The following is a 26,523-nucleotide window of genomic DNA, read 5'->3' as shown; positions in this document are numbered from 1 at the left end:
CGGGGATGATTTTAAATTATAGGGTTATTCTATACCAGTGCAAAATCCAGTTGTTTCTTCTCCAGATTGGCGCGTGCCACTTTGACGGTGATGGCGTCTCCCAAGCTGTATATCCGGTTTTTACGGCGCCCGCGTAGGCAGTAGTTCTTTTCGTCGAATTCGTAATAGTCATCGTCGAGGTCACGGATGGGAATCATGCCTTCGCATTTGTTTTCGTTCAGCTCCACGTAGAGGCCCCATTCCGTTACACCGGAGATGACACCGTCGAAGGTCTGTCCCAGGCGTTCGGTCATGAACTCTACTTGCTTGTACTTGATGGAGGCGCGTTCCGCGTTGGAGGCTATCTGCTCCATGTTACTGCTGTGCTCGCAGAGGGCTTCGTATTTCTGTTCGGACACGGTGCGGCCTCCCTGGTCCAAGTACTTGGTGAGCAGACGGTGCACCATCATATCCGGATAGCGGCGGATGGGCGAGGTGAAATGGGTGTAGTAATCGAAAGCCAGACCATAGTGCCCCACGTTATGTACGGAGTAGCGTGCCTTCTGCATGGCGCGGATGGAGACGGTTTCAATCAAGTTCTCCTCCTTCTTGCCCTGGATGTCATCCAGCAGGTGGTTGATGGATTTGGAAATGTCGGTCTTTGTGCCACTGGTGCGCAGCTTGTAGCCGAAACGGGCGATGAACTGTGCCAGGTTGTCCAGCTTCTCCGGGTCGGGGAGGTCGTGAATACGGTATGGCAACACTTTGGCTTTCTTGCCTTTGGGCACACGGCCTATCTTTTCGGCTACGGTACGGTTGGCAAGCAGCATGAACTCCTCTATCAGCTTGTTGGCATCTTTCGACTCCTTGAAGTAGACGCTGACGGGTTTGCCCTTCTCGTCAATTTCGAACTTCACTTCGTAGCGGTCGAAGTTGATGGCTCCTGCCTTAAAGCGGTTCTCACGCAGTATTTTGGCAAGCTTATCCAGTTGGAGCACCTCTTCCTTGAAGTCTCCTTTGCCGGTTTCGATAATCTCCTGGGCTTCTTCGTAGGTGAAGCGGCGGTCGCTTTTGATGACGGTATGCACTACGCGCGAGTTCTTCACTTCTCCCTTTTCCGTCATTTCGAAGATGACGGAATAGGCCAACTTCTCTTCGTCGGGGCGGAGGGAGCAGATGAAGTTGCACAATCGTTCGGGGAGCATCGGGATGGTGCGGTCTACGAGGTAGATGGATGTGGCACGCTTCTCGGCTTCCTTGTCTATGATGCCGCCCTCTTTCACGTAATGGGTCACGTCGGCGATATGTACGCCCACTTCCCAAAGTCCCTCTTTCAGTTTGCGGATGGAGAGGGCGTCGTCGAAGTCCTTGGCATCTTTGGGGTCGATGGTGAAGGTGGTTACGCCCCGGAAGTCCTCGCGTCGGGCTATTTCCTCGGCGGAGATTTCGGCGGGTATCTTGTCAGCGGCTTTCTCTACGGCGGCTGGATAGACATAAGGCAGCCCGAATTCCGCGAGGATGGCATGCATCTCGGTGGTGTTGTCTCCGGCGCGTCCCAGGATGTCGATTACCTGACCGATGGGGTTTTTGGCTTTGTCGGGCCATTCCACCACCTTTACGATGGCTTTGTCGCCCGTTTTGCCGCCTTTCAGTTTCTCTTTGGGGATGAAGATGTCGTTGGCAAGCGTACGGTTTTCCGTTACAAGGAAAGCGTATGACTTGGCAACTTCCAGGGTACCCACGAAGGTGTCGTTGGCACGTTCCAGTATCTCGATGACTTCTCCTTCGGCTTCGCGTCCGCGGCGCTTGGCATAGAAGGCGATACGCACTTTATCATTGTTCATGGCATGTGCCGAGTTGCGTTCGGCTATGAATATCGGTTCACCTCCATCTTCGGGGATGAAGGAGTTCTTGCCATTGCTTTTGCGCTGGAAGGTTCCGGTCATTTCCACACCGTGGTTGTTCAGCTTGTACTTGTGTTTGTCCACTTCTGTGATATAGTCGTCCATTGACAGTTCGGACAAGATATCCATACACAGCATCTTCAGCGGATGTGTGGTGAGGTGAAGTTGTTCAAAGATGTATTTCAAGGATAATACTTCGTCTTGCTTTGTGTGGAAGAATTCAAGCAACACTTTGACGAGTTCTTTCTTCTTCATGCGTTTGCCGGCTTTCTTTTCTTTCTTTTTGGCCATAATGATAATGAATTAATGTGCACATTGTTCTCTCTTGCAAAGTAAACAAATAAATACGTTCCTTCGTTCACTCAGACTTCAAAATATTATCATTCTATTGAAAATAATGAAGAGACGACAGATTGTAATGGATTTATGTACTATATTTGCACAAAAAGCGAGATAGGCTGTACCTTAGACGAAAAGCAGATGGAAATGCAAACTCTGAACAAAAAAGCAGATGCCACACGGGAAAAAGACATTTACCGGGTGACGGTTGTGGGAAGTGTGGTAAACTTTCTCTTGCTTGTCTTCAAGTTCTTTGCAGGTATTGTGGGGCACAGTGCCGCCATGCTGGCGGATGCGGTGCATTCTTTGTCGGATTTCATTACAGATATTATTGTCATTGTATTTGTGCGCATCTCAGCAAAGCCCGAGGATGAGGGGCACGATTACGGTCATGGCAAGTACGAGACGCTGGCAACTGCCATTATCGGTGTCTTTCTGTTGTTTGTGGGATTCGGCATTTTCTGGAACGGGGCTTCCTCCATTTACCGTTTCCTGCAAGGCGGTTCTTTGCAGGAGCCCGGTATGCTGGCGCTGGTGGCTGCATTGGTATCCATCGTTTTCAAGGAAGTGCTTTATCAATATACCGTTTTCAAGGGTAGGAAGTTGAATTCGCAGGCGGTTGTTGCCAATGCCTGGCATCACCGGAGTGATGCGCTTTCATCCATAGGCACGGCAGTGGGGATAGGTGGAGCCATTCTTTTGGGTGACCATTGGCGGGTGCTGGACCCGGTGGCGGCGGTTATTGTCAGCTTCTTCATTATGAAGGTGGCTGTGCAATTGTTGATACCGTGTGTGGACGAACTGTTGGAGAAATCATTGCCTGCCGAGGTAGAGGATGAGATAATAAAGACAATTCTCTCTTTTCCCGGTATCAGCTCGCCGCATCACCTTCGTACGCGTCGCATCGGCAGTTATTGTGCCATCGAGGTGCATGTGCGTATGGATGGCAGCATCTCGCTGGAGGAAGCTCACGAGACGGCAACGGCGGTGGAGAACAAGTTGAAAAGGCAGTTCGGCAAAGGAACACTGGTCAGCATCCATGTGGAGCCGGTGAAGAAGAGTAACGAGGCGACAAAGTAATAAAGGAGCGCCAAGGTGACGGATTGGATGAAAAGTAATCGGATGAAAAGTAATTAGTAATTTGTAACTGAAGAAGTGGAATCGATTTTAATTACAGGAGCAAGCGGATTTATCGGAAGTTTCATCGTGGAGGAAGCGTTGAAGCGCAAGTTCGGTGTGTGGGCGGGTGTACGCTCGTCCAGCAGCCGCGAGTATCTGCGTGACCGCAAGATACATTTTCTCGAACTGGACTTTGCGCATCCCAATGAACTGAGGGCGCAGCTTTCGGGACATAAAGGGACCTACAATAAGTTTGATTATATTGTTCATTGTGCCGGTGTGACGAAGTGCGTGGACAAGAACGAATTCGATTTGGTGAATTACCTGCAGACCAAATACTTCATCGATACGCTGAGGGAGCTGAACATGATTCCCAAGCAGTTTATTTTCATCAGTACGCTGAGTGTGTTCGGTCCGGTACGCGAGAGGACCTACGACCCGATTATGGAGAGTGACCCCCCTTCACCCAATACCGCCTACGGGCTCAGTAAACTGAAAACAGAACTTTATTTGCAGAGTATTCCGGGTTTCCCCTACGTCATCTACCGGCCGACGGGTGTATACGGGCCGCGTGAGAAGGATTATTATCTTATGGCAAAGTCCATCCGGCAGCATACGGACTTTTCTGTGGGCTTCCGCCGCCAGGACTTGACGTTTGTATATGTAAAGGACATCGTGCAGGCCGTCTTCCTCGGGATAGAGAAGCAGGTGTCCCGCCGCGCCTATTTTCTGGCTGACGGGAAGGTGTATAGTAGCCGTGCTTTTTCCGATTTGATAAGGAAAGAATTGGGCAACCCGTTTGTTATTCGCCTGAGATGTCCGTTAATTGTATTGAAAGTCGTATCTTTGCTCGCTGAATTTTGGGCGAAGCGGCAGAACAAGACCAGTACGCTCAATTCGGACAAGTATAGAATAATGAAACAACGCAACTGGCAGTGTGACATCACACCGGCCGTCGAGGAACTGGGCTTCAGTCCTGAGTACGACCTGGAACGGGGTGTAAAGGAAACCATTGCCTGGTATAAGGATAAGGGATGGCTTTAGATTTATTTAAAAGGGTAGAAACCCGTAAGGGGCTTTTTGCGGTAGAGAAGATTACGCTGATATACAATTTGCTGACTTCCATTCTCATTCTGTTTCTTTTTCAGGAAATGGATCATCCGGTGCAGATGCTTGCAGACCGTGTTGTCATTGCGGGTATGACGTTCCTGCTGATGTATCTTTACCGGCTGGCACCCTGCAAGTTCTCTGCCTTTGTGCGCATAGCCATCCAGATGTCACTGCTTTCCTATTGGTATCCCGACACCTTTGAGTTCAACCGGATATTCCCCAATCTCGACCACGTGTTCGCGTCGGTGGAGCAGTGGATGTTTGGCGGACAGCCTGCTGTATGGTTCTGTGAAAGGTTTCCGCAGATGTGGGTGAGCGAGCCGTTCAATATGGGATACTTCTTCTATTATCCGATGATTCTGCTGGTGGTGGTGTGGTATTTCCTTTATCGTTTCGACCTTTTCGAGAAGGTTTCGTTCGTCATCGTCACCGCTTTCTTCATCTATTACCTTATTTATATCTTCGTCCCCGTTGCCGGGCCGCAGTTCTACTTCCCCGCCATTGGAAGCGACCATGTGGCGCAAGGTATCTTCCCGTCCATCGGTGACTATTTCCATCACCATCAGGAACTTCTTCCCGGTCCGGGCTATGAGCACGGCTTCTTCTACAACCTGGTGGAGAGTTCCCAGCAGGTGGGTGAGCGCCCCACGGCTGCTTTTCCCAGTTCGCACGTCGGAATGTCTACGGTACTGATGATTATGGCATGGCGTGGCAGCAAGCGTCTGTTTGCCTGCTTGTTTCCTTTCTATCTGCTGTTGTGTGGGGCTACGGTCTATATCCAGGCACATTACCTGATAGACTCTATCGTGGGTTTCGTATCGGCTTTCGGCATTTATATCCTGGCCACGTGGATGTTCAAGCGATGGTTTGCGCAGCCGATGTTCCGCTAGTCGGGCACGGTGATTATCTTTCCACTGTCTGTGGGCAATACCAATGTACGCGGATAAACTTCTGCCGGAAGTGAATGCTGGAAGTTTACGATGAGCTGTTTGAGTAGTTTTTTCTTTTTCATAAAGACATATTTATGGGATTCTTTCTTGGGAAGACGAATATAGGGACTTGTTTCTTTCTGCCAAAGAAACAATGTTTTTTTTCTTGCCTCCTTGTTGGCAAGGTTTTGCCTTCCCATTGGCAAGGCTTTGCCATAGGCATGGCAAAAGTTTGCCAAGGGCAAGGCAAGTGGTTGGCAAAATTTCTTGCTGACAGACAGTGAGTTATGCGGATGGCAACAAAGCGTGTCATCTGTGTCTGAATACTCCCCCCCCTCTCAGAAGCTATTCAAGAAGGGGCGTGAGGATGATTGCTCAAGTATCGGACTCGATGGTAAAAATCGTATGCGGTTTTCTCCTATGGCAGCAACGGTTCTATCTCTTCGAAGATGCGGTACAGTTCCTCCTTCGTCTCTGTCCGCAGCATGGCTATCCGGGTGTCGCGGAAATTGGGAATCCCTTTGAAGAGCGGGCTTGCTGCCAGGTGGCGGCGCACGTGCAGTATGCCCCGTCGTTCATCCAGCAGGTTGACGCTGTCTTCCACTTCCTGGCGGAGTACGTTCAGCCGCCATTCGGAACTCAGCGGAGGGAGTTCTTCGCCCGTCTCCAAATAATGCTTCACTTCCTTAAAGAACCACGGGCGGCCGAAGCTGGCACGGCCTATCATGATGGCGTCCACACCGTAGAGGTCGAAGCATTCTTTGGCCCGTTGGGGAGTGGTGATATCACCGTTGCCGATGATGGGAATGTGCATGCGTGGGTTATTTTTCACCTCGCCGATAAGTGTCCAGTCCGCCTCACCGGTATACATTTGGGCGCGGGTACGGCCGTGGATGGTGAGGGCGGCAATGCCGCAGTCCTGCAACTGCTCGGCAAGGTCTACGATGATTTTACTGTTGGCATCCCAGCCCAGGCGGGTCTTCACGGTGACGGGAATCTTCACGGCATCTACCACGGCACGAGTGATTTCCAGCATCAGCGGAATGTTCTGTAGCATACCGGCACCGGCACCCTTGCCGGCAACGCGCTTCACGGGGCAGCCGAAGTTGATGTCCAGCGTGTCCGGGTGTGCCTGCTCCACGATGCGGGCGGCTTCTACCATGGTGACGGTGTCCCGTCCGTATATCTGTATGGCTACGGGCCGCTCTTCATCACTGATATTCAGTTTCTGCTGGGTCTTGCCTACGGAGCGTATCAAGGCATCGGCAGAAACGAACTCGGTATATACCATGTCTGCTCCGAAGTGCTTGCACATCAGGCGGAAAGCAGGGTCGGTGACGTCCTCCATCGGGGCGAGGAATACGGGGCGTGGGCCCAGGTCTATATCTTTAATCTTCATAATCTAAGCGGATTTGTCCGCAAAAGTACAGAAAAAAGCCTACCTTTGCATACTCTAATTCAAAAAGAAATGATGAAACACTCAATCAGTGACTTCGAAATCATGGCACCGGTAGGCTCGCGCGAATCTCTCGCAGCAGCCATACAAGCAGATGCCGACTCCATCTATTTCGGTATCGAGAACCTGAACATGCGTGCCCGTTCGGCCAATACCTTCACTATCGACGATTTGCGGGAGATAGCCCGGATGTGCGATGAACATGGTATGAAAAGCTATCTTACCGTCAATACCATCATATACGACCATGACATTCCGCTGATGCGTACCATTGTAGATGCGGCAAAGGCGGCAGGTATCTCGGCTGTCATTGCCGCCGATGTGGCAGTGATGAGCTATGCCCGTCAGATAGGGCAGGAGGTACACCTCAGCACACAGCTCAACATCAGCAATGTGGAAGCCCTGCGCTTCTATGCGCAGTTTGCCGATGTGGTGGTGCTGGCGCGTGAGCTGAATCTGGAGCAGGTGGCAGAAATCTACCGACATATCCGTGAGGAGAATATCTGCGGTCCCAGCGGAGAGCAGATACGTATAGAGATGTTCTGCCACGGTGCCCTTTGCATGGCAGTCAGCGGAAAGTGTTATCTCTCATTGCATGAAATGAACCACTCCGCCAACCGCGGTGCCTGCATGCAGGTATGCCGCCGCAGCTACACGGTGCGCGACAAGGAGACGGATGTGGAATTGGAGGTGGACAACCAGTACATCATGTCCCCCAAAGACTTAAAAACTATCCACTTCATGAACAAGATGCTGGATGCAGGTGTTCGTGTTTTCAAAATTGAAGGACGTGCCCGCGGACCCGAGTACGTGCGCACGGTAGTGGAGTGTTACAAAGAAGCCATCCGTTCCTATCTGGACGATACATTCACCGATGAGAAGATTGCCCGGTGGGATGAACGTTTGAAGACGGTCTTCAATCGTGGTTTCTGGGACGGCTACTACCTGGGACAACGCTTGGGCGAATGGACCAAGAACTACGGCTCTGCCGCTACGGAACGTAAAATCTATGTGGGTAAGGGCATCCGCTACTTCTCAAACATCGGTGTGGCGGAGTTCCTGGTAGAAGCAGCCGAAGTGAGCGTAGGCGACAAGTTGCTGATTACGGGTCCCACAACGGGTGCCGAATTCGTCACTTTGGACGAGGCACGCGTCGATTTGAAACCCGTGCAGACTGTAAAGAAAGGCCAGCATTTCTCGATGAAATCGGTGAAAATACGTCCCAGTGACAAACTCTACAAGCTGGTCAGCGTAGAGGAACTGAAGAAGTTCAAAGGCTTGGATGTGGAGAAACAACGTGGCTAAGTATCAAATAGTAAATAGTCCAATACTAAATATGAATTATATCTATGAACTTCCCATGAAGGTGCGCGACTATGAATGCGACCTGCAAGGCATCGTCAATAATGCCAATTATCAGCATTATCTGGAGCATACGCGCCATGAGTTTCTGTTGAGTGCCGGCGTCAGCTTTGCCGGACTGCACGAGCAGGGGGTAGACCCGGTAGTGGCACGTATCAATATGGCTTTCAAGACTCCCCTGAGGAGTGGTGACGAGTTTGTTTCCAAACTTTATATGAAGAAGGAAGGTATCAAGTACGTCTTCTATCAAGATATCTTCCGTGTTTCCGACGGTAAGGTCTGCCTCAAAGGCGTGGTAGAGACCGTGTGTGTAGTCAATGGCCGGTTGAGCGACAGCGAACTGTTCGACCGCCTTTTTGCCCCTTATCTCAACCCGTGTAAGTCCGTGTAATTTTTGGTGGAATGAACAGTGACGAACGGATTTGCAGTATAGCTCTCACACTTTGCCCCGGTATAGGACATATCGGGGCAAAGCGTTTAATAGAGGGTATGGGCAGTGCTGCCGAAGTATTCAGTCGGCGGAAGGAGCTTCCCGAAATCATGCCCGGTGTGAATCCGGGGGTAGTGACGGCTCTTGATTGTCCCGCTGCCTTTCTGCGTGCCGAGCAGGAGATGGAGTTTGTAGAGAAGAATCGTCTTTCCTGCCTGACGTTGAAGGATGAGGCTTACCCTTCGCGCTTGCGTGAATGTGAAGATGCGCCGATTGTACTTTTCTTTAAAGGAAACACCGATTTCAACCGCCTGCATGTCATCGATATGGTAGGTACACGTCGTGCCACCGATTACGGCAAGCAATTCTGTATCGACTTCCTGCGCGATTTGGCCGTTCTTTGTCCCGATGTGCTGGTAGTAAGCGGACTGGCCTACGGGATAGATATCCATGCCCATCGGGCCGCTTTGGCAAATCATCTCCCTACCGTTGCTGTCCTTGCTCACGGACTGGACCGCATCTATCCGTATGTCCACCGGAAAACAGCCATCGACATGCTGGCACAAGGCGGACTGCTGACCGAATTCCTTACCGGGACGAATCCGGACAAGCATAATTTCGTCAGCCGCAACCGTATTGTGGCGGGTATGAGTGATGCTACCATTGTGGTGGAGTCTGCCGCAAAGGGAGGTTCCCTTATCACTGCAGAGTTGGCGGAGGGATATCATCGTGACTGTTTTGCTGTTCCGGGACGTGTTACGGACGAATCTTCCATCGGTTGCAACCGGTTGATACGCGACAACAAGGCTGCCCTTATCCAGAATGCGGAAGAGTTTGTGCAGATTATGGGCTGGTCCGTAGCGGAGCAGCCTGCCCGGACAGAAGGTATTCAGCGTAATCTCTTCCCGGAACTGACGGAAGAGGAGGAGCTTGTTGTACGCATCCTTATGCGGCAAGGAGACCTCCATATCAATGCGATGGTGGTGGAAGCGGATATACCCGTCAACCGGATGAGTGCCTTGCTTTTTGAATTGGAGATGAAAGGAGTGGTCAAGGCAATGGTGGGCGGTGTCTATCATTTGCTGACCTGAGCGCGGCAGGTCTCTTGCCTTATATGGACGGTTGCCCGTATTTCATGATGAACTTTTCCGGATGGTCCGTCGCTATGATGTCTACCCCCAGGTCGACCGCCTTCTGGTTCTCTTCCGTCTTGTCGTCCAGCCCCAGGACAAGTGCCAGTACCTGCAGGTTGTGCTCACGGCATTTCTTTACGAATTGCGGGGTAAGGGAGTCAATCCAGACGACAGCGATGTCGGGATGCAGTTCCTTTACGACATGCTCTATGTCCTTTTCACTTTTGATGTAGGCTTGCAGGGTTCTTACCTCGGGTGCCATTTTTCTGAAGCATTTGGCATGATACTCCTTGCTGAAGGTGAAGTTGCTGTTTTCCAGCATGCCTTCGTCCTTTATCAGATTCAGTAATTGGTGCAGACCGCCGTTGCGGTAGTCGATGGTGATTCTTAAACCGTGCTCTTTGGCCTTGCGTAGCAGGTCGGTAAGGCGTAGTACCCGTTGTCCGGCAAATCGGGGCGCAAACCAAGAGCCGGCATCCAGTGTGTCGATGTCGGCGGACAGCCATTGGGAGATGGCGCCGGTACCGTTGGTGGTACGGTCGAGGGTGGAATCGTGCAGTACGTAGAAGACACTGTCCTTACTGATGCAGACATCGCATTCTATATTGCCTACACCGTATTTGATGCACGAATCTACGGATGCCATTGTGTTTTCGGGAGCAATGGTGGCCGCACCACGGTGTGCGCTGGTCAGGGGTATCTTGGTGGTGGCAGGCCGTTGGGAACATCCTGCGGTAAGTAGGATTATGGAAAGCAATGCGAGTACCGGTTTTTTCATAATGGGCTCAAGTGGTGATGTTTTCTTCTTTAACAGTTATAAAAGCCATCGAAGATAGCTATTTTTTGTCATTCGGAGAAACGTATGGGTATAAAAAAAGGAGTACCGCCGTACTCCAACCTTTGTTAACCTTAAATCTAATACTATGAAAAAAATCACATTGCAAATGTAAGGTTTCCATTGTTATCTTCCAAATTTCAGAATGATTCTGCTACTTCTTTTGTATTTCTTTCACTGAATTTTACTGTTTTCGCACACGGATTGACTTTTTGAGAGAGTATGGAAAGAATCTATTCACAGCGTCCCGGATAAGGCAAAAGTTGCAAATCTGTTTCAATCGTTTCACAGAACCTTTCAGCCTTTGAAAAGAGTGATGGAAAGTGGATTTTATTCGGTAATTATCTTCTACTTTTGTTTGTATACAACGCGAAATTATGGGAAAACGCATTCTTATATATGTTCTTTGGCTACTCCTTTTTTGCATGATGTCGGGGCAGGTAATAGGGCAGAATAAGTCGGCGGAATCTCATAGCCATACTTGTAAAACGGTGCTGGCGTTAAAAAATAATTTGCTTTACGACCTGGCCTTGGCTCCGAACATAGAAGTGGAGCTGCCATTGAGAAAGAGGTGGTCTTTGAATGTTGAGTACAAATGCCCTTGGTGGTCTGACAGCGGATGTGGTTTCTGTTATCAGTTCCTTTCGGGAGGGACAGAGGTACGTTACTGGTTGGGAAACCGCTATACGCATGGAATATTGTTCGGACATTTCCTGGGAGCATATGCCGAAGGAGGTACCTATGATTTTCAGTTGAAAGAGGAGAAGGGATACCGGGGGAAGTATTACGCAGCTGCAGGAATAACTTATGGATACGTGCGTCCACTGGCTCGGCATCTGGCGATTGAATTCAGTGTGGGCATTGGATACTTGGATACGGAGTACAGGAAATATACTTCTTATGGAAATGACTTGGTTTGGGTCAGCAGTGGAAAGTATCACTTTATCGGGCCGACAAAAGCAAAAGTTTCTTTGGTGTGGCTTCTAACGTCGGGGAGATGAGTGGTATGAAAGATGCACGGCATATGATTCTCTGGCTGTTCTTCGGACTGTTGCCAATGCTGGGAAGCTGTGACTTCCGCGATATGCTGGATGATTATCCCGTTAGCGGAGTACAGATTAAATTGGATTGGAAAGGGGTGACGGATAAGCTGCCGCAGACCATGCGGATTATCTTCTATCCGAAAGATACTCAGAGGAGAAAGGTTGAAAGTTATCTGCCTGCCGAAGGGGGTGAGGTGAAGGTACCGCCGGGGAGGTATGCGGTGGTGGCCTATAACTTCAATACGGAGAGTATACAGATACGGGGCGACGAGAGTTATGAGACGATTGAGGCTTTTACGGGACACTGTACGGGGCTGGATATACACGAAGATATGGTTTGGTCGCCCGACCCTTTGTATGTGGTGGCTTTGGACGAGGTGGAAATAAGGCAGAGTGATGTGGCGCTTCCGTTGGACTGGAAGCCGGAAGCGGTAGTGGACCATTATTCCTTTGATATAAAGGTGGAAGGATGGGATAGAATATTGAGCATCATCTGCCATGTGGACGGCTTGAACGGAAGTTACTTTATAGGCAACCGTGCTTGCCATTTGAGCGAGGTACCTATATGTGTGAATACAAAGCGTGAAAACGGGCTTTTATGGGGGTATTTCTCCAGTTTTGTATTACTGAAAGATGCCAAGACCCGTGCGGATAGTCCTATGTTGCTGACATTGAAGATTGTGAAACGAGATAAAACGGTTCAAGAGGTGAAGGTGGATATCACGGAAGTGATTGAAACAGCTCCTCCCTCGGGAGGAGGCGAAGAAGAACCTGATGTGGGCGTTCCTGGGTCGGAAATCCATATCGAGGTTCCCGTACCGGAGGACAAGGTTGTGGTGGATGATTTGGAACCGGGAACCGATGAAGGAGATGGAGGGATTGGTGGCGATGTGGATGATTGGGATGATGAGACGGATGTGGAGCTACCGGTGAATTGATAGCAAACAGACAAATAAATATATTAACTTTAATAACAGACAATTATGAAGAAGGTTTTATTTTTGGCTTTGGCTGCAGCAGCAGTAATGAGTTGCTCGGAAAGTGAGGAGATAGAGAATGCCGGACAAAAGGCGGAGATTAAATTGGGAACAGTAGTGGGTAACACTACGAGAGCCGCAGTGACTGATTTGCCGGAATTGCAGAAGGTAGGGTTCACTGTGTATGCTTATAATACGGGAGCAACAACAATGGCCTCTGTTGCGACTTTTGATGCAATGAAGGAATTCATGGCAGATGTTAAGGTAACTTATAGTGCTCCCGACTGGAGTTTGACTGGGGGAACATATTATTGGCCAATGACGGATAACTTGCAGTTCTTTGCTTACGGGGATCCGGGTACCGGGGCCTTGACGTACAATCAACCGGCTGCTGGTGCTATATATCCTTCCATTACTTATACGGTAGCGGATGTAGTTACCCAAACGGACTTGGTAGCCGCGAAAGCGACGGATGCAACCAAGGCATCAAATGCCAGTGGGGTATCTTTGAAATTCGGCCATATACTGACGCAAATAAATTTCACTGTCAAGGCAGCCGACGCTTTGACTTATAAACTGAAAACACTTACAATATCCGGTGTGCACAATAAGGGAACTTATGGTTTTGATGATTCAACATGGAAGTCACAGGAAGGAACGGCTACTTATGCACATACGATTGACGGTGGTGCATTGGAAGTGAATACAACGGGTGTGGAAGTGAATACAGCCTGGATGTTGATGCCCCAGACGTTGGATACGAACGCCAAAATCAATGTTGTCTATGACATCTATGAGAAAGACGTTCTTCTTGATACTGTAACTTCCGCCATTGACTTGGATGGTACACAAGCCTGGGGTGAAGGCAAAAAGATACGTTATACGCTGACGCTGGCCAATAAGGCGGCAAAAGTAACCTTTGTACCTGAAGTTGGTCCGTGGAGTACGGCTGATGATACGAATGTGGAAAAATAAAAGGCAGTATCCATAATTTTGTGTAAATAGAAACGGGTACTGTCCGCAAAACTGAATTGCTTCTATTTTATTCATTCCCCGAGACTTCTTTATGAAAGTTTTCGGGGAATGTTTCTTTTATGAGTATTATTTATCTATTTTTGTCACTGCAACAAACAAACAAATCTACTTGCCGATGCCCAACTCTTCTGCTTGCGGAGGTAAAAAACAATGCGCTCAATGTCCCAAGGCTGTGGACAATGCAATAATATATGCTTCTCACCCCAGAGGATTCCATCTGCCGGCACGGAAGTGTGAGGAAAATATTGTAATTTTTCTGCTGCAAGGAGAAGTGCTTGTTAACAGTAAGGAGTATGCGGGAACTGTGTTGCATGCAGGTGAGTTCATCCTTCAAGCCATTGGTTCAAAGTACGAAATACTTGCCATGACGGATGTGGAATGTGTTTGTTACCGGTTCAGTAAGCCTGAATTCTTCTGTGAGGACCGGTATAACCATATCATGAAAGAGATTACCCCTCCATTGATATTCTGTCCTTTGACCATTACTCCCGAATTGCAGCTCTTTCTGGAAAGTTCCAAGGCCTATTTGTCCGAGGAGAAAATTTGCCGGGAAATGCTTTGTTTCAAACGGAAAGAACTTGCTTTCATTCTTGGAAATTATTACTCCGACTATGAGCTTTCCATGCTGATACATCCTCTTGCCCAGTATACTAATTCCTTCCATTACTTTGTCTTGCAGAATCATGCCAAAGTCAAGACAGTAGAGGAATTTGCCCAGCTGGGAGGATATACAGTGGCTACTTTCCGGCGTATATTCAATTCTGTTTTTCATCAACCGGTGTACGAGTGGATGATGGAACGGAGGAAGGAAAGTGTGGTTTATGAACTTCGTTATACGGATGCTTCCATATCAGAGATTTGCTATAAATATGGCTTTGAATCGCTGCCTCATTTTTCCAATTTCTGCAAAAAGAATTTCGGGGCTTCTCCCCGTAGCTTGCGTGCCGGCAATTTATCTGAAGTAAGCGGCATGTCATAAAAAAACTCCTCCGGCGGTTTCCCGGCAGAGGAGTCTCTTGTGATATTAATCAAATATAGTGAAAGCTGAGTGATAAATCTGAGCTTGCTCAAAAGGTTTATCCGAAGCGCATCCTATATTATTTGCAGAAAGACCGGATTAGTCTTTCAGTTTCGCAATGATAAAGTCGCGGTTCAAACGAGCAATGTTGCTGATGGAAACATTCTTCGGGCATTCAGCTTCGCACGCACGGGTATTGGTACAGTTACCGAAACCGAGTTCGTCCATCTTGCTCAACATAGCCTTGGCACGGCGCAATGCTTCCGGTTTGCCTTGGGGCAACAGGTTCAGCTGGCTCACTTTGGCAGAAACGAACAGCATAGCAGAACCGTTCTTACAAGCAGCCACACAAGCACCACAACCGATACAGCTGGCAGCATCCATAGCCTCGTCAGCGATGGGCTTCGGAATCAGGATAGCGTTGGCATCCTGGGGAGCACCGGTACGTACGCTGACGTAGCCGCCTGCCTGCATAATCTTGTCGTAGGCCGTACGGTCGACCATCAAGTCCTTGATAACCGGGAAACCGGCAGAGCGCCACGGTTCAACAGTGATGGTATCGCCGTCGTTGAAACGACGCATATAAATCTGGCAAGTCGTAGCGCCGGTTGCAGGACCGTGGGGGTGTCCGTTGATGTAGAGCGAACACATACCGCAGATACCTTCGCGGCAGTCGTGGTCGAATACAACCGGTTCTTTACCTTCAGAAATCAGCTGTTCGTTCAGGATATCCAGCATTTCGAGGAATGAAGTATCGCCCGGGATATCTTTCATTTGGTATGTTTCAAAAGCGCCTTTTGCTTTCGGACCCTTCTGGCGCCATACCTTGAGCGTAAATGATATATTTTTATCCATTTTCTTTAATTCTTTAAATGTTCAACTTCCCGATTAGCTCTTGTAGTTACGAGTCTGTACCTTGATTGCTTCGTAAACCAGCGGCTCTTTCAGCAATACCGGTTCCTTTTCGTCAGAACCCTGATATTCCCAGCAAGCCACGTAGAAGTAGTTTTCATCGTCACGCTTGGCTTCGCCTTCTTCAGTCTGATATTCTTCACGGAAGTGACCACCGCAGCTTTCGTTACGGTTCAGTGCATCGTAAGCAACCAGCTCGCCCATAGTGATGAAGTCGTACAGACGGATAGCCTTGTCGAGTTCTACATTCATACCTTCCTTGTCGCCCGGGATGAACAGTTCTTTCTCGAACTCCTTGCGGACTTCTTTCAGCTTCTTCAGACCTTCCTTCAAGCCTTCGGCCGTACGTCCCATACCTACATATTCCCACATAATGTGGCCCAGTTCCTTGTGGATAGAGTCTACAGACTTCTTACCCTTGATGTTCATCATCCAGTCAATCTTCTCCTGAACGGCCTTTTCTGCAGCTGCAAATTCGGGCAGGTCGGTAGAGAAACGGGGAACTGTAATCTGGTCGGCCAGATAGTTCTGGATAGTGTAAGGCAATACGAAGTAACCATCGGCCAGACCTTGCATCAGGGCGGAAGCACCGAGGCGGTTTGCACCGTGGTCGGAGAAGTTACATTCACCGATGGCGAACAGTCCCTTGATGGAGGTCATCAGTTCGTAGTCAACCCAGATACCACCCATGGTATAGTGGATAGCCGGATAAATCATCATCGGGTTTTCGTATGGGCTGACATCAGTGATTTCTTCATACATATCGAAGAGGTTGCCGTAACGTTGTGCAACGACATCTTTACCCAGGCGGTTGATAGCTTCGGAGAAGTCAAGGAATACGGCAAGACCGGTGTTGTTCACGCCGAAGCCCTTGTCGCAGCGTTCTTTGGCAGCGCGGCTGGCAACGTCACGCGGAACGAGGTTACCGAATGCCGGATAACGGCGTTCCAGGTAGTAGTCGCGGTCTTCCTCGGGAATATCTTTTCCTTGCAGTGTACCTTCCTGCAGTTTCTTGGCATCTTCCAGCTTCTTCGGAACCCAGATACGCCCATCGTTACGCAGAGATTCGGACATCAAAGTCAGTTTGGACTGCTTGTCACCGTGAACCGGAATACAAGTGGGGTGAATCTGTACGTAAGCAGGGTTGGCAAACCAGGCACCTTTACGGTAGCAAGCCATTGCAGCAGAGCAGTTACATGCCATTGCATTGGTAGAAAGGAAGTAGGTATTGCCGTAACCACCGGTAGCGATTACCACAGCGTGGGCGGCAAAACGTTCCAATTTACCGGTAACGAGGTTCTTTGCAATGATACCGCGGGCACGTCCGTCAATGAGGACAACATCTTCCATTTCGTAGCGGGTGTACAGTTTTACGGTACCTACGTTCACCTGGCGGCTCAATGCAGAGTATGCACCCAGCAACAGCTGCTGTCCGGTCTGACCTTTAGCGTAGAAAGTACGTGATACTTGGGCACCACCGAAAGAACGGTTGTCCAGTGTACCACCGTATTCGCGGGCGAAAGGAACACCTTGTGCAACGCATTGGTCGATAATATTGTTGGATACTTCAGCCAGACGGTAAACGTTGGCTTCGCGGGCACGGTAGTCGCCACCTTTTACTGTATCGTAGAACAGACGGTACACAGAGTCACCGTCGTTTTGGTAATTCTTAGCAGCATTGATACCACCTTGTGCAGCGATGGAGTGTGCACGGCGCGGAGAGTCCTGGATACAGAAGTTGAATACTCTGAAACCCATTTCGCCCAGAGAGGCGGCAGCACTGGCACCGGCAAGTCCGGTTCCTACTACGATGATGTCCAGACGACGTTTGTTGGCAGGGTTTACTAATTTTTGGTGAGCCTTATAATTGGTCCATTTCTCAGCCACCGGTCCTTCCGGTATTTTAGAATCTATCTTAGTCATAATGCAATTTACAATTTAGTCATTTACAATTTGAATTTAGCAAGCGCCGCACAATGATTTTGCAAAGAATACGACAACTACCAGAGCGAAGCAGAGGACAACGATAGTAGAATAGATGTTGGAGATACATTTCCAACGGTTAATCCATACTTTGTTGTTCCAGCCCAAAGACTGCATGGAGCTCCAGAAACCGTGAGTGAGGTGGAACCACAATGCGCCCAGCCAAACAAGGTAAAGCACTACGAATACCGGATTGCTGAAGGTGTTCTGAATGTGATAGACACCGTTGGCTGCATATGCCAGCGTGAGGGTGTCGGCATGCATGCCCATGTTGTGCATCAACTCGGGAAGCTGCATTTTAGCCCAAAAGTTTACGAGGTGCAGGCCCAAACCTACGATTACGATGATACCCAATACGAGCATGTTTTGAGAAGCCCATTCCACAGTCTTGGGCTTTTCCGTAACGGCATAGCGTTCGCTACCACGTGCCTTACGGTTCTGCATAGTCAACCAGAAAGCGTAGATGATGTGGATGATGAATAAGGCAGCCAGACCTACCGTAGCCACCAATGCGTACCAGTTTGCTCCCAAGAACTCACAAACCATGTTGTAGCCATTAGCCGAGACTAATGCAACCAGGTTCATCGCCATGTGAAATGTCAGAAACAGGACAAGGGCGATACCGGTAACGCTCATCACCACTTTCCTTCCTACAGATGAATTACTTAACCACATAAATGATTGAATTTAAGTTATTTAATAGTTTGAAAATTTGTTCTATCAGGATACTTCTGTAAATGTTTCGCAAAAATAGGAGAAATCCAGCGATAAAGCAAGCGATTAAAGAAATAATTCCGTAATCCGGCAGGATGCGAAGTTTGCGGACAAGTAAAAGGTTTACTCGTCCTCCTGGTCTTTGCCTTGCTCTTTGCAGATAATGGAAATCTTTTCTCCGTTTGCCAAACGTTTTCTCAGGGCGCGGGGTGTGTCTCCGAAAGAGTCTTTGCAGAAGTGGGCAAAGTGGGATAGGGAATCAAAGCCATAGCGGGCGCTGATGACTGAAATGCGTTGTTTGGTATATTGCAGGTCGTTCAGAATTCCTTCGCGTTTCTTGTCCAGAATCCACTCATATACCGGGACCCCATACATGTTTTTAAACATACGGCGGAATGTGGTGGTGGTATATCCGCCGAGGTGGGCAAACTCCTCCACATTCTTCACTTTGTCGTAGTTCTGCATGACGAAATACTGGAAGCTTTCCGTATAAGTACTGATGGGGTAGAAAAATGTACTGATTTGGTGTAGTGGATAGTAGCATGTTAATATGTATGTCAGTTCCTGGCATTTCATTTCAATGTATTTGCTGCACGCATAAGGCTGCTCGTTGAGGTAGCAGGCAAGGCTTTTCAGAAGTCCTTCGAGCATGGGAATTGCTGTAAGCGGGGTGTAAATCAGAGGGGCTTCCGAGCGTTTCAGTATCTCCTTGTAACGTTCTTCGCAAATCAGGGGGAGCTCGGTGAACCAATAGACAATATATTCCACTTCAGTTAGAGCCAAGAGCTCTACTTTGGAGCCGATGGCTTGCAGAATGAGCTGGCGACTTTGGAGAGTGGTGCCCGGATATTCGTTACTGTTTACAAGTAATTCGCCTTTCAGCATAAATATCATGCAGTTCTGTGTGCACTTTTCAGCAGAGAAATGTTGTCCCTTGGGATAGTGGCGGTAAACCAATACTTCTTCTGATTTTTGAGGACATACCACACAATCAATCTGTCGGTTGCAGTAAGTTTCCAGTCTCATGAAATGATTAGCAAATTATTATAAATGTGGCAACAAAGATAGAATTTTTTTGTGAAAACTCTATCTATTTGTCCTATCTTTGCGTCAAACTAGTATAAAGGACTTATGAAAAAGGCTGTTTTTTTTGTATATTTTATCTGCCTTGTTGTATCCGGTCTTTCGGCACAGAATTGGGATATCAACACTTTGCACCGGGTTAACAGTTGGGATGGCAAGTTTGTCCGTAACTATAATAAGATAATTTCACGTTCGGAGCCCTATATTGCTGTCGGTGTTCCGGTGGCGATGGCCGTTGCCGCTTGGATAAAACATGATAAGGGTTTGCTGAAAGATGCGGTCTACGTAGGTACAAGTGTGGCGGGGGCTTTTGTTGTGACTTATGGAATGAAGTATCTGGTGGGTCGTGAACGTCCTTATGATAAATATCCCGACAGAGTACATGCATATAGTCATGAAGGCAGCCCGTCTTTTCCTTCCGGGCATACGGCAACGGCTTTTGCCCTTGCCACCTCGCTCAGTGTGAAGTATCCTAAATGGTATGTGATAGCTCCGTCTGCCTTGTGGGCTTGTTCCGTGGGAGTTTCCCGTATGAACGAGGGAGTGCATTATCCGTCGGATGTATTGGCGGGGGCTGCAATCGGTGCAGGATGTGCTGTGGTCAATATCTATGTCAACAAGTGGTTGAATAAATGGCTGTTTGGAGAATAATTTTAGGCGCGGATTACGCGGATTTAGTTTACGTATTCCGCATAATCCGCGCCTAATGTCGGTTTTAAGCCGGCTATTGAATAATGGTACTGTAAATGTCGTCATTCAACACTTTTAGAGCTTGCTGTACGCTCTGGTTCGTATTGTTCATCACCTGGAAGTATTCGTTCATGTCCCATAGGTCACGGGCAATCAAGGCTTTGAGTTGTGTCTTGATGAGCGGTAGGGATTGGTGGTACTGTTTCTCGTCAAACTTGATTTTCTCCTTGTCGGCAAGCGCACGTATTTCGGCAAGGAAGTTATCGTCTATCTCGAATTTCTCGTTGAAGGCTTCAAATTTCTTGTATTTGTTCTGCAGCTCCTTCCGGTGTTTCTCGATGTAGCCGGTAGTGGCTTTGATAACCACGCCTTTGGCTACGAGATTGCGGTGATAGTCTGTGTACTGGGTAGTGTCGATGGGGACGAAAAAGTCGGGCATGATACCTCCACCTCCGTAAACGGTACGCCCCATACGTTTGGTCTGCACTTTCAGGGAGTCGGCAAAATGGATACTGTCCGCATGAATCATTTCTCCATGATTGAAGCGGTCTATCAGTTCCTGATTATATTTATCCTGACTGTTTTCTCCACTCAGACGACCATCGAGGTTGGCGGTACTGTCGTAAGGCTTCTGGATGCAACGCCCCGAAGGGGTATAGTAACGGGCTATGGTCAGACGAATCATGGAACCGTCCGGCAGGTCGATAGGACGCTGTACCAGTCCCTTACCGAATGTGCGGCGCCCTACTATCACACCTCTGTCCCAGTCCTGAATGGCCCCGGTCACGATTTCGCTGGCAGAAGCGGAGTACTCGTCCACCAATACGATGAGGCGTCCGTTCTTGAAGTTGCCCGTACCTTTGGCAAAGAAATCACTGCGGCGCGAAGCCCTTCCTTCGGTGTAGACAATGAGTTCTTTTTGCTTGAGAAACTCGTTGGCAAGGTCGATGGCGGCATTCAGATACCCTCCTCCGTTTCCTTGCAGGTCGAGGATTAGGTCTTTCATCCCCTTTTTCTGCAGGCTTTTCAGGGCTTCTGCAAATTCTTCAGCAGTGGTTGCTCCAAAGCGGTTGATGCGTATATAGCCAATTTTGGGTTGTATCATGTAAGAGGCATCCAGACTGAGGATGGGAATTTTGTCACGTTTTACGTTGAAGTACAGCTGGTCTTCCACGCCACGGCGTACGATGGTCAGTTTCACTTCCGAGTCTTTCGGTCCGCGCAGGCGGCTCATAATATCTTCCGTGCTCATTTTTACTCCGGCAATGGCACTGTCGTTGACGGCTACGATACGGTCACCGGCAAGGATACCCACTTTCTCGGAAGGACCGTTGCTGACGGGTTGTATCACAAGCAGGGTATCTTCTATCATCTGAAATTGTACACCGATGCCCTCGAAATTGCCTTGTAACGGCTCGTTCATTTTCTTTACTTCTTCGGCATTGTTGTAGGTGGAGTGCGGGTCGAGTTGTGCCAGCATCTTGATGATGGCTTCTTCCACCAGCTTGTCTTCATCCACCTTGTCCACATAGAGGTTGGTGATGGCAAACTCTGCCATCTGTAGTTTGCGCAGGGCTTCATTATTCGGCTTTTGCGCTTGCGCCGTCATCGCGCATATACATATTATAATAGTAAATAGTTTCTTCATCATCTCCATTTTAATTCCTAATCCTTAATCCCTAATCTCCATTCCTTCCGGTATGAACATGCTGATGTCCTTGCCGTATTGCAGTAGTTCGCGCACAGTGGTGGAGCTGACGCAGGTAAGTTCCGGCTCGGTGAAGAGCAGGATGGTTTCTATGCCGGTCAGTTTGCGGTTGATGTCGGCAATGGTTTCCTCATATTCGAAATCCTTGACGGTGCGTATGCCGCGTATAATTAGGCTGGCATCTACCTGCCGGGCAAAGTCGATGGTCAGGCAATCGTATGACTGCACAATGATGCGCGGCTCATTCCGGTAGTAGTCCCGTATCATCTGTTCGCGCTTTTCCAGGGGGAAATACGTGTTCTTGTTTTCATTGATGCCGATTCCTATAACGATTTCGTCGATGAAAGTTAGTGCACGGCTCACTACCGAGGAGTGTCCGATAGTAAATGGGTCGAATGTTCCCGGAAAGATAGCTCTTCTCATGATGCCAAGTCTTCTTCTATAACCAAGTTGTTGATAATAAAGTTTTGCCGTTCCATGGTATTCTTACCCATGTAGAATTCCAGCAGTTCCTTTACGAGGTCTGTCTTGCGCAGCGACACTTGCTCCAGACGCATGTCCTTGCCGATGAAATGCTTGAACTCGTCTGGCGAGATTTCTCCCAGACCTTTGAATCGGGTGATTTCGGGGTTGGGACCCAGTTCTTCAATGGCTTTCACACGTTCCTCCTCAGTGTAGCAATAGCTTGTCTTCTTCTTGTTGCGCACGCGGAAGAGCGGAGTTTGCAGGATGTATACATGTCCCTTCTTTATCAGGTCGGGGAAGAACTGCAGGAAGAAGGTGATAATCAGCAGGCGGATATGCATGCCGTCCACATCGGCATCGGTGGCTACGATGACTTTGTTGTAGCGCAGTGTTTCTATGCCGTCTTCTATATTCAAGGCTGCTTGGAGCAGGTTGAATTCTTCGTTTTCATAAACTACTTTCTTGGTCAGTCCGTAGGTATTTAGCGGTTTACCACGCAGGCTGAATACTGCTTGGGTATTCACGTCACGGCTCTTGGTGATGGAGCCGCTGGCAGAGTCTCCCTCGGTAATGAAGATACAGGATTCGGTTTCCTGATCCTTGCCTTTACCGTCACTCAAGTGGTAACGGCAGTCGCGCAGCTTGCGGTTGTGCAGGTTGGCTTTCTTGGCGCGCTCGCGTACCAGCTTGTTGACGCCGGCAATGGCTTTGCGCTCTTTCTCGGAGTCCTGTATCTTTTGCAGCATCACTTCGGCCACAAGCGGGTTCTTGTGGAGGTAATTGTCCACTTCCGTCTTGATGAAGTCTCCTACGTATTTGTTTACTGTGGGGCCGGCGGGCTTGTGCTCCTGCGGCGCGGCAGGCCACATGTTGTTGCTGCCCAGTTTCGTTTTGGTCTGGCTTTCGAACATGGGTTCTTCCACGTCGATGGCGATGGCGGCTACCAGTCCGTTGCGTATGTCGGCATACTCCTGGTTCTTGTTGTAGAATTCCTTGATGGTACGGGCAATGTGTTCCTTTAAGGCAGTCTGGTGTGTACCGCCTTGGGTGGTGTGCTGCCCGTTGACAAAGGAGTAGTACTCTTCACCGTATTGATTGGTATGTGTGAAGGCAATCTCGATGTCCTCTCCTTTCAAGTGGATGATGTCGTAAAGGCCTTCGCTGGTCATGTTGTCTTTCAGCAAGTCCTCCAGCCCGTGGCGGGAGACGATGCGCTGTCCGTTGTAAATGAAGGTGAGGCCCGTATTCAGGTAGGTGTAGTTGCGCAGCAGGGTTTCTACGAACTGGTTCTGGAAGGAATAGTTGTAGAAGAGCGTGTTGTCCGGTTCAAAGAAGATATAAGTTCCGTTTTCTTCTGTCGAGTCTTCGGTCACATCACTCAACAGCGTTCCTTTCTCGAAGATGACGGTACGTACTTTGTCGTCGCGGTAGCTGCGTACCTCGAAACGGCTACTCAGCGCATTGACCGCCTTGATGCCCACGCCATTCAGTCCGACACTTTTCTTGAAAGCCTTCGAGTCATATTTACCCCCGGTATTCAGTTTGCTGACTGCCTCTACCAGTTTGCCTTGCGGGATGCCTCGTCCATAGTCGCGCACGCTGACGCGCAGGCCGTCTTCTATAGTCACTTCTATACGCTTTCCGGCACCCATCTTGAACTCGTCGATGCTGTTGTCCATCACTTCTTTCAGCAACACATAGATACCGTCGTCGTTCTGTGAGCCGTCGCCCAGACGGCCTATGTACATACCGGAACGGACACGGATATGCTCCATGTCGTCCAGGTGGCGGATGTTGTCGTCGGTATATTCTACGCTGGAAACGGGGCTCTCTGTGATATTGTTGTCTGCTTCTTCCAGCGGCAGGGTCATATTGTTGTTATCTTCCATAAGTACGTTATTCCTTCATATTGCGCATTGCGACAAAGGTAATGAGAAATTCGGGGGTTCGCAAAAAAATAATGTCTTTTATGGACTTCTGACAAGCTTATATTCTGGATTTAGAATTTATTTTATTCCCTTCACAAAGCATCTTCTCCGTTTGTGCTGTTCCGTCTTGAAGTACTCCCATTGCGCTTGTACTTTGCCGTTCAATTCCAGCTCCGGATTACTTTCGGCATACTCGAAACCAAGTTGCTGATAGACGGGGATAAGGTCGGAGAACAGCAGTGCATTGACGCCCTTGTTCTGATATTCCGGTTTTACGGCAACCAGCAGCAAGTCGAGCATTTTGGGATATTTCTTCAAGAAGATGGTCTTGGCCAGGTGATACCAACCCATAGGAAGCAGGCGCCCGTGGGCTTTTTGCAACGCTTCGGCGAGGGATGGCATAGAAATGCCTACGGCAAGCAGCTGGTCATCGGCATCGGTAATCAGTGTCACCATGCGAAGGTCGAGGATGGGCAGGTACATCTTGACGTATTGGTCAATCTGCCGTTGGCTCAGTGCAGAATAACCGTAGAGGGGCTGATAGGCTTCGTTCATCAGTTCGAAGATGGCCTGACCGTAGTCTTGGGCAATCTTCTTGGCCGATGTGTATTTCTTTATCTTGAGGTTATACTTGCGCTGGATGAGGTCGGAGATGCGCTTGTGCTTGTCGGGTATGGCATCCGGAATGTAGATTTTGTACTCCACCCAATCGGCATCCTTCTCAAATCCCATGCGCTCCATATGTTGCGGATAGTAGGGATAGTTATAAATGGTGGCCATGGTGCTGAGCTGGTCGAATCCTTCGATAAGCATACCTTCGGCATCGAAGTCTGTGAATCCCAGCGGGCCTTGTATATGTGTCATTCCCCGTTCTTTTCCCCATTCTTCCACGGTGCGAATCAGGGCATCGGAGACTTCCGCATCGTCGATGAAGTCTATCCAGCCGAAGCGGACTTCCTTTTTGTTCCAGGTTTGGTTTGCCTTGTGGTTGATGATGGCAGCTACACGTCCTACGATTTTACCTTCCCGATAAGCCAGGAAATAGTCGGCTTCACAAAATTCAAATGCAGCGTTTTTCTTCTTGTTGAAGGTGTTGAGCATGTCATCGAAAAGGTCGGGGACGGAATAAGGGTTGTTTTTGTATAGCAGGTAGTTGAAACGGATAAAGCGTTTCAATTCCCGTCTTGTGGTTACTTTCTTGATTGTAATTGCCATAGTTGTTCAATATTGAGGTGGCAAAGGTAATGCAAACTGAGAGTAGAACAAAATAAGCTTGCTTATTTTTTATGCCGAGATGCAGCTTGCCTTATTTAAAGATACGTGATAATCTTTAAAATACCGCGTAGAGTGTCTGTAAATTTGCTGTTAGAGGTTGTATATCAGTACCGCTGTGTAGGCAATGTAGCAGAGAATCAGAATGCTCCCTTCCAGCCGGGTGATGATGCGTTTCCCGAAAAAGACACCGAACAGCCAAAGCAGGAGGCTGGCCCCAACAAGTACCCACAAATCGAAATTGGTGATGCCCGTCAGACGCAGTGGAGTGATGGAGGCCGAACAACCCAGCACAAAGAATATATTGAAGAGATTGCTTCCGATGACGTTTCCGATGGCTATTTCGGGGTTTTTCTTCAAGGCGGCTACGATGGAGGTGGCAAGTTCGGGCAGTGATGTGCCGCCTGCTACGAGCGTAAGGCCGATGATGGATTCGCTGACACCCAATCCGCGGGCTATGCCGCTGGCGCCGTCTACAAAGAAATTACCTCCGATGATGAGGCCGGTAAGTCCGCCGAGAATGTATAGGGTAGACTTCCACGCGGGTAACAGTCTGATTTCGTCTTCTTCCTGCAAGTGCTCTTTTTCCGGTTCCTTCATACTTCCATCCCTTTTTGCGATGGCAAAAGTATAACTCAGGAAAATGGCAAAGAAGCATAGCAGCAATAGGCCGTCGGTGATGCTGAGTATGTTCTCCCCACCGCCGTCCAGAAAGACATCGTTGGCACAAATCAGCAGGACGAAGGATGAAAGGATGCAAAGGGGTATTTCGCGTTTCAGTGTATTGCGGGTGATGGCTATCGGGGCAAAAAGGGCTGTACAACCCACAATCATCAGGGTATTGAACGTATTGCTTCCCACCACATTACCAATGGCAATGTCTGCACTGCCTTTGAGAGCAGAGGAGATGCTGACGGTGAGTTCCGGTGCGGAAGTACCGAAGGCAACAATGGTGAGCCCGATGACGATGGACGGTATATGGAAACGTTTGGCAACGGATGCGGCACCATCTGTCAAGCCATTGGCACCCAAAAGAATGAGGAGCAGTCCTCCGACAAGAAACAATATATCCATAAGTATGTCAATTTTGAGTACAAAG

At 48.9% G+C, this 26,523-nt stretch carries 23 protein-coding genes and 1 pseudogene; 11 read left to right on the top strand and 13 right to left on the bottom strand.

The features are described from left to right. Window positions 1–29 precede the first annotated feature (29 nt). Window positions 30–2,174: a ribonuclease R gene (rnr, locus tag JXR92_RS03590; protein WP_117601070.1), complete on the bottom strand. Its 2,145-nt coding sequence runs from the start codon at window positions 2,172–2,174 to the stop codon at window positions 30–32. Window positions 2,175–2,369: 195 nt separating this feature from the next. Here rnr and JXR92_RS03585 point away from each other — a divergent pair, with 195 nt between their 5' ends. The 3 genes from JXR92_RS03585 (at window position 2,370) to JXR92_RS03575 (ending at window position 5,341) form a co-directional block, all read left to right on the top strand. Continuing rightward, window positions 2,370–3,302 carry a cation diffusion facilitator family transporter gene (locus JXR92_RS03585; protein ID WP_463320141.1) on the top strand — a complete coding sequence of 311 codons (933 nt, stop codon included), beginning with the start codon at window positions 2,370–2,372 and terminating at the stop codon, window positions 3,300–3,302. A 75-nt stretch (window positions 3,303–3,377) separates the two neighbouring features. Next, on the top strand, window positions 3,378–4,385 hold the full coding sequence (locus tag JXR92_RS03580) for an NAD-dependent epimerase/dehydratase family protein (protein WP_044468321.1): 1,008 nt from the start codon (window positions 3,378–3,380) through the stop codon (window positions 4,383–4,385). Then, window positions 4,376–5,341, top strand: a complete 966-nt coding sequence (locus JXR92_RS03575; RefSeq protein ID WP_005830954.1) for a phosphatase PAP2 family protein — start codon at window positions 4,376–4,378, stop codon at window positions 5,339–5,341. Before JXR92_RS03580 ends, JXR92_RS03575 begins: the two co-directional genes overlap by 10 nt. Here JXR92_RS03575 and JXR92_RS17455 read toward each other — a convergent pair. Together JXR92_RS17455 and dusB are read right to left on the bottom strand one after the other, a co-directional pair. Beyond that, entirely contained in the window at window positions 5,338–5,463 is a 126-nt protein-coding gene (locus JXR92_RS17455; RefSeq protein WP_005834280.1) for a hypothetical protein, read from the bottom strand. The two genes, JXR92_RS03575 and JXR92_RS17455, sit on opposite strands and share 4 nt — an antisense overlap. Before the next feature lie 335 nt (window positions 5,464–5,798). After that, a complete protein-coding gene (gene dusB / locus JXR92_RS03570; RefSeq protein WP_138346098.1) occupies window positions 5,799–6,779 on the bottom strand; it encodes a tRNA dihydrouridine synthase DusB in 981 nt (326 codons plus the stop codon). Between the two features lie 69 nt (window positions 6,780–6,848). Here dusB and JXR92_RS03565 point away from each other — a divergent pair, with 69 nt between their 5' ends. From JXR92_RS03565 to dprA, 3 genes are read left to right on the top strand one after another with little or no spacing between them, the layout of a single operon-like run. Next, entirely contained in the window at window positions 6,849–8,141 is a 1,293-nt protein-coding gene (locus tag JXR92_RS03565) for a peptidase U32 family protein (RefSeq protein ID WP_138346096.1), read from the top strand. Between the two features lie 31 nt (window positions 8,142–8,172). Continuing rightward, window positions 8,173–8,589 (top strand): acyl-CoA thioesterase, encoded by a 417-nt coding sequence (locus JXR92_RS03560; protein WP_117601073.1) that lies wholly within the window; start codon window positions 8,173–8,175, stop codon window positions 8,587–8,589. An 11-nt stretch (window positions 8,590–8,600) separates the two neighbouring features. Beyond that, window positions 8,601–9,719, top strand: coding sequence for a DNA-processing protein DprA (gene dprA, locus JXR92_RS03555; RefSeq protein WP_117601074.1), 1,119 nt, complete (start codon window positions 8,601–8,603; stop codon window positions 9,717–9,719). A gap of 19 nt (window positions 9,720–9,738) precedes the next feature. Here the strand turns inward: dprA and JXR92_RS03550 are convergent, their stop codons facing one another. Continuing rightward, window positions 9,739–10,539 (bottom strand): glycerophosphodiester phosphodiesterase, encoded by an 801-nt coding sequence (locus JXR92_RS03550; protein WP_138346094.1) that lies wholly within the window; start codon window positions 10,537–10,539, stop codon window positions 9,739–9,741. A gap of 542 nt (window positions 10,540–11,081) precedes the next feature. Between JXR92_RS03550 and JXR92_RS03545 the strand changes: the two are divergent. The 4 genes and pseudogenes from JXR92_RS03545 to JXR92_RS03530 all read left to right on the top strand — a co-directional run. Further along, window positions 11,082–11,597, top strand: a pseudogene (locus tag JXR92_RS03545) (DUF3575 domain-containing protein); the annotation flags it as partial. Beyond that, on the top strand, window positions 11,573–12,577 hold the full coding sequence (locus tag JXR92_RS03540) for a DUF5119 domain-containing protein (protein WP_410489346.1): 1,005 nt from the start codon (window positions 11,573–11,575) through the stop codon (window positions 12,575–12,577). The pseudogene JXR92_RS03545 and the gene JXR92_RS03540, both read left to right, overlap by 25 nt. Before the next feature lie 45 nt (window positions 12,578–12,622). After that, window positions 12,623–13,591, top strand: a complete 969-nt coding sequence (locus JXR92_RS03535; RefSeq protein ID WP_131225622.1) for a fimbrillin family protein — start codon at window positions 12,623–12,625, stop codon at window positions 13,589–13,591. A 175-nt stretch (window positions 13,592–13,766) separates the two neighbouring features. Beyond that, window positions 13,767–14,630 carry a helix-turn-helix domain-containing protein gene (locus tag JXR92_RS03530; RefSeq protein WP_117601097.1) on the top strand — a complete coding sequence of 288 codons (864 nt, stop codon included), beginning with the start codon at window positions 13,767–13,769 and terminating at the stop codon, window positions 14,628–14,630. Between the two features lie 138 nt (window positions 14,631–14,768). Here JXR92_RS03530 and JXR92_RS03525 read toward each other — a convergent pair whose 3' ends face one another. From JXR92_RS03525 to JXR92_RS03510, 4 genes are all read right to left on the bottom strand, one after another. Beyond that, on the bottom strand, window positions 14,769–15,524 hold the full coding sequence (locus tag JXR92_RS03525; RefSeq protein ID WP_005830925.1) for a succinate dehydrogenase/fumarate reductase iron-sulfur subunit: 756 nt from the start codon (window positions 15,522–15,524) through the stop codon (window positions 14,769–14,771). 33 nt (window positions 15,525–15,557) lie between these two features. Next, a complete protein-coding gene (locus JXR92_RS03520; RefSeq protein ID WP_117601079.1) occupies window positions 15,558–17,504 on the bottom strand; it encodes a fumarate reductase/succinate dehydrogenase flavoprotein subunit in 1,947 nt (648 codons plus the stop codon). 36 nt (window positions 17,505–17,540) lie between these two features. Further along, window positions 17,541–18,239, bottom strand: a complete 699-nt coding sequence (locus JXR92_RS03515; protein ID WP_005830923.1) for a succinate dehydrogenase/fumarate reductase cytochrome b subunit — start codon at window positions 18,237–18,239, stop codon at window positions 17,541–17,543. Between the two features lie 162 nt (window positions 18,240–18,401). Then, complete coding sequence (locus tag JXR92_RS03510; RefSeq protein WP_131225621.1) at window positions 18,402–19,304, bottom strand: helix-turn-helix domain-containing protein; 903 nt, start codon at window positions 19,302–19,304, stop codon at window positions 18,402–18,404. A 105-nt stretch (window positions 19,305–19,409) separates the two neighbouring features. On the opposite strand from JXR92_RS03510, the gene JXR92_RS03505 reads away from it, so the two are divergent. Continuing rightward, a complete protein-coding gene (locus JXR92_RS03505) occupies window positions 19,410–20,012 on the top strand; it encodes a phosphatase PAP2 family protein (RefSeq protein ID WP_117601081.1) in 603 nt (200 codons plus the stop codon). A 73-nt stretch (window positions 20,013–20,085) separates the two neighbouring features. Here the strand turns inward: JXR92_RS03505 and JXR92_RS03500 are convergent, their stop codons facing one another. From JXR92_RS03500 to JXR92_RS03480, 5 genes are all read right to left on the bottom strand, one after another. Continuing rightward, on the bottom strand, window positions 20,086–21,699 hold the full coding sequence (locus JXR92_RS03500; RefSeq protein ID WP_171030461.1) for a S41 family peptidase: 1,614 nt from the start codon (window positions 21,697–21,699) through the stop codon (window positions 20,086–20,088). A 24-nt stretch (window positions 21,700–21,723) separates the two neighbouring features. Continuing rightward, window positions 21,724–22,182, bottom strand: coding sequence for a pantetheine-phosphate adenylyltransferase (gene coaD, locus JXR92_RS03495; protein WP_005830918.1), 459 nt, complete (start codon window positions 22,180–22,182; stop codon window positions 21,724–21,726). Next, entirely contained in the window at window positions 22,179–24,113 is a 1,935-nt protein-coding gene (locus JXR92_RS03490) for a DNA topoisomerase IV subunit B (RefSeq protein ID WP_370528673.1), read from the bottom strand. The genes coaD and JXR92_RS03490 overlap by 4 nt, the downstream gene beginning before the upstream one ends. Window positions 24,114–24,230: 117 nt before the next feature. Further along, the gene (locus JXR92_RS03485; RefSeq protein WP_117964970.1) at window positions 24,231–25,367 is read right to left on the bottom strand and encodes an N-acetyltransferase; all 1,137 of its coding nucleotides are present in this window, start codon (window positions 25,365–25,367) and stop codon (window positions 24,231–24,233) included. A 150-nt stretch (window positions 25,368–25,517) separates the two neighbouring features. Continuing rightward, window positions 25,518–26,498 carry a calcium/sodium antiporter gene (locus JXR92_RS03480; protein ID WP_138346090.1) on the bottom strand — a complete coding sequence of 327 codons (981 nt, stop codon included), beginning with the start codon at window positions 26,496–26,498 and terminating at the stop codon, window positions 25,518–25,520. Window positions 26,499–26,523 lie beyond the last annotated feature (25 nt).

This window comes from Bacteroides parvus, assembly GCF_017309675.2.
In the GTDB taxonomy this organism is placed as follows: domain Bacteria; phylum Bacteroidota; class Bacteroidia; order Bacteroidales; family Bacteroidaceae; genus Bacteroides; species Bacteroides uniformis.
Note: the sequence above shows the minus strand (reverse complement) of the source record. Positions and strands in the feature narration are given on the sequence as shown.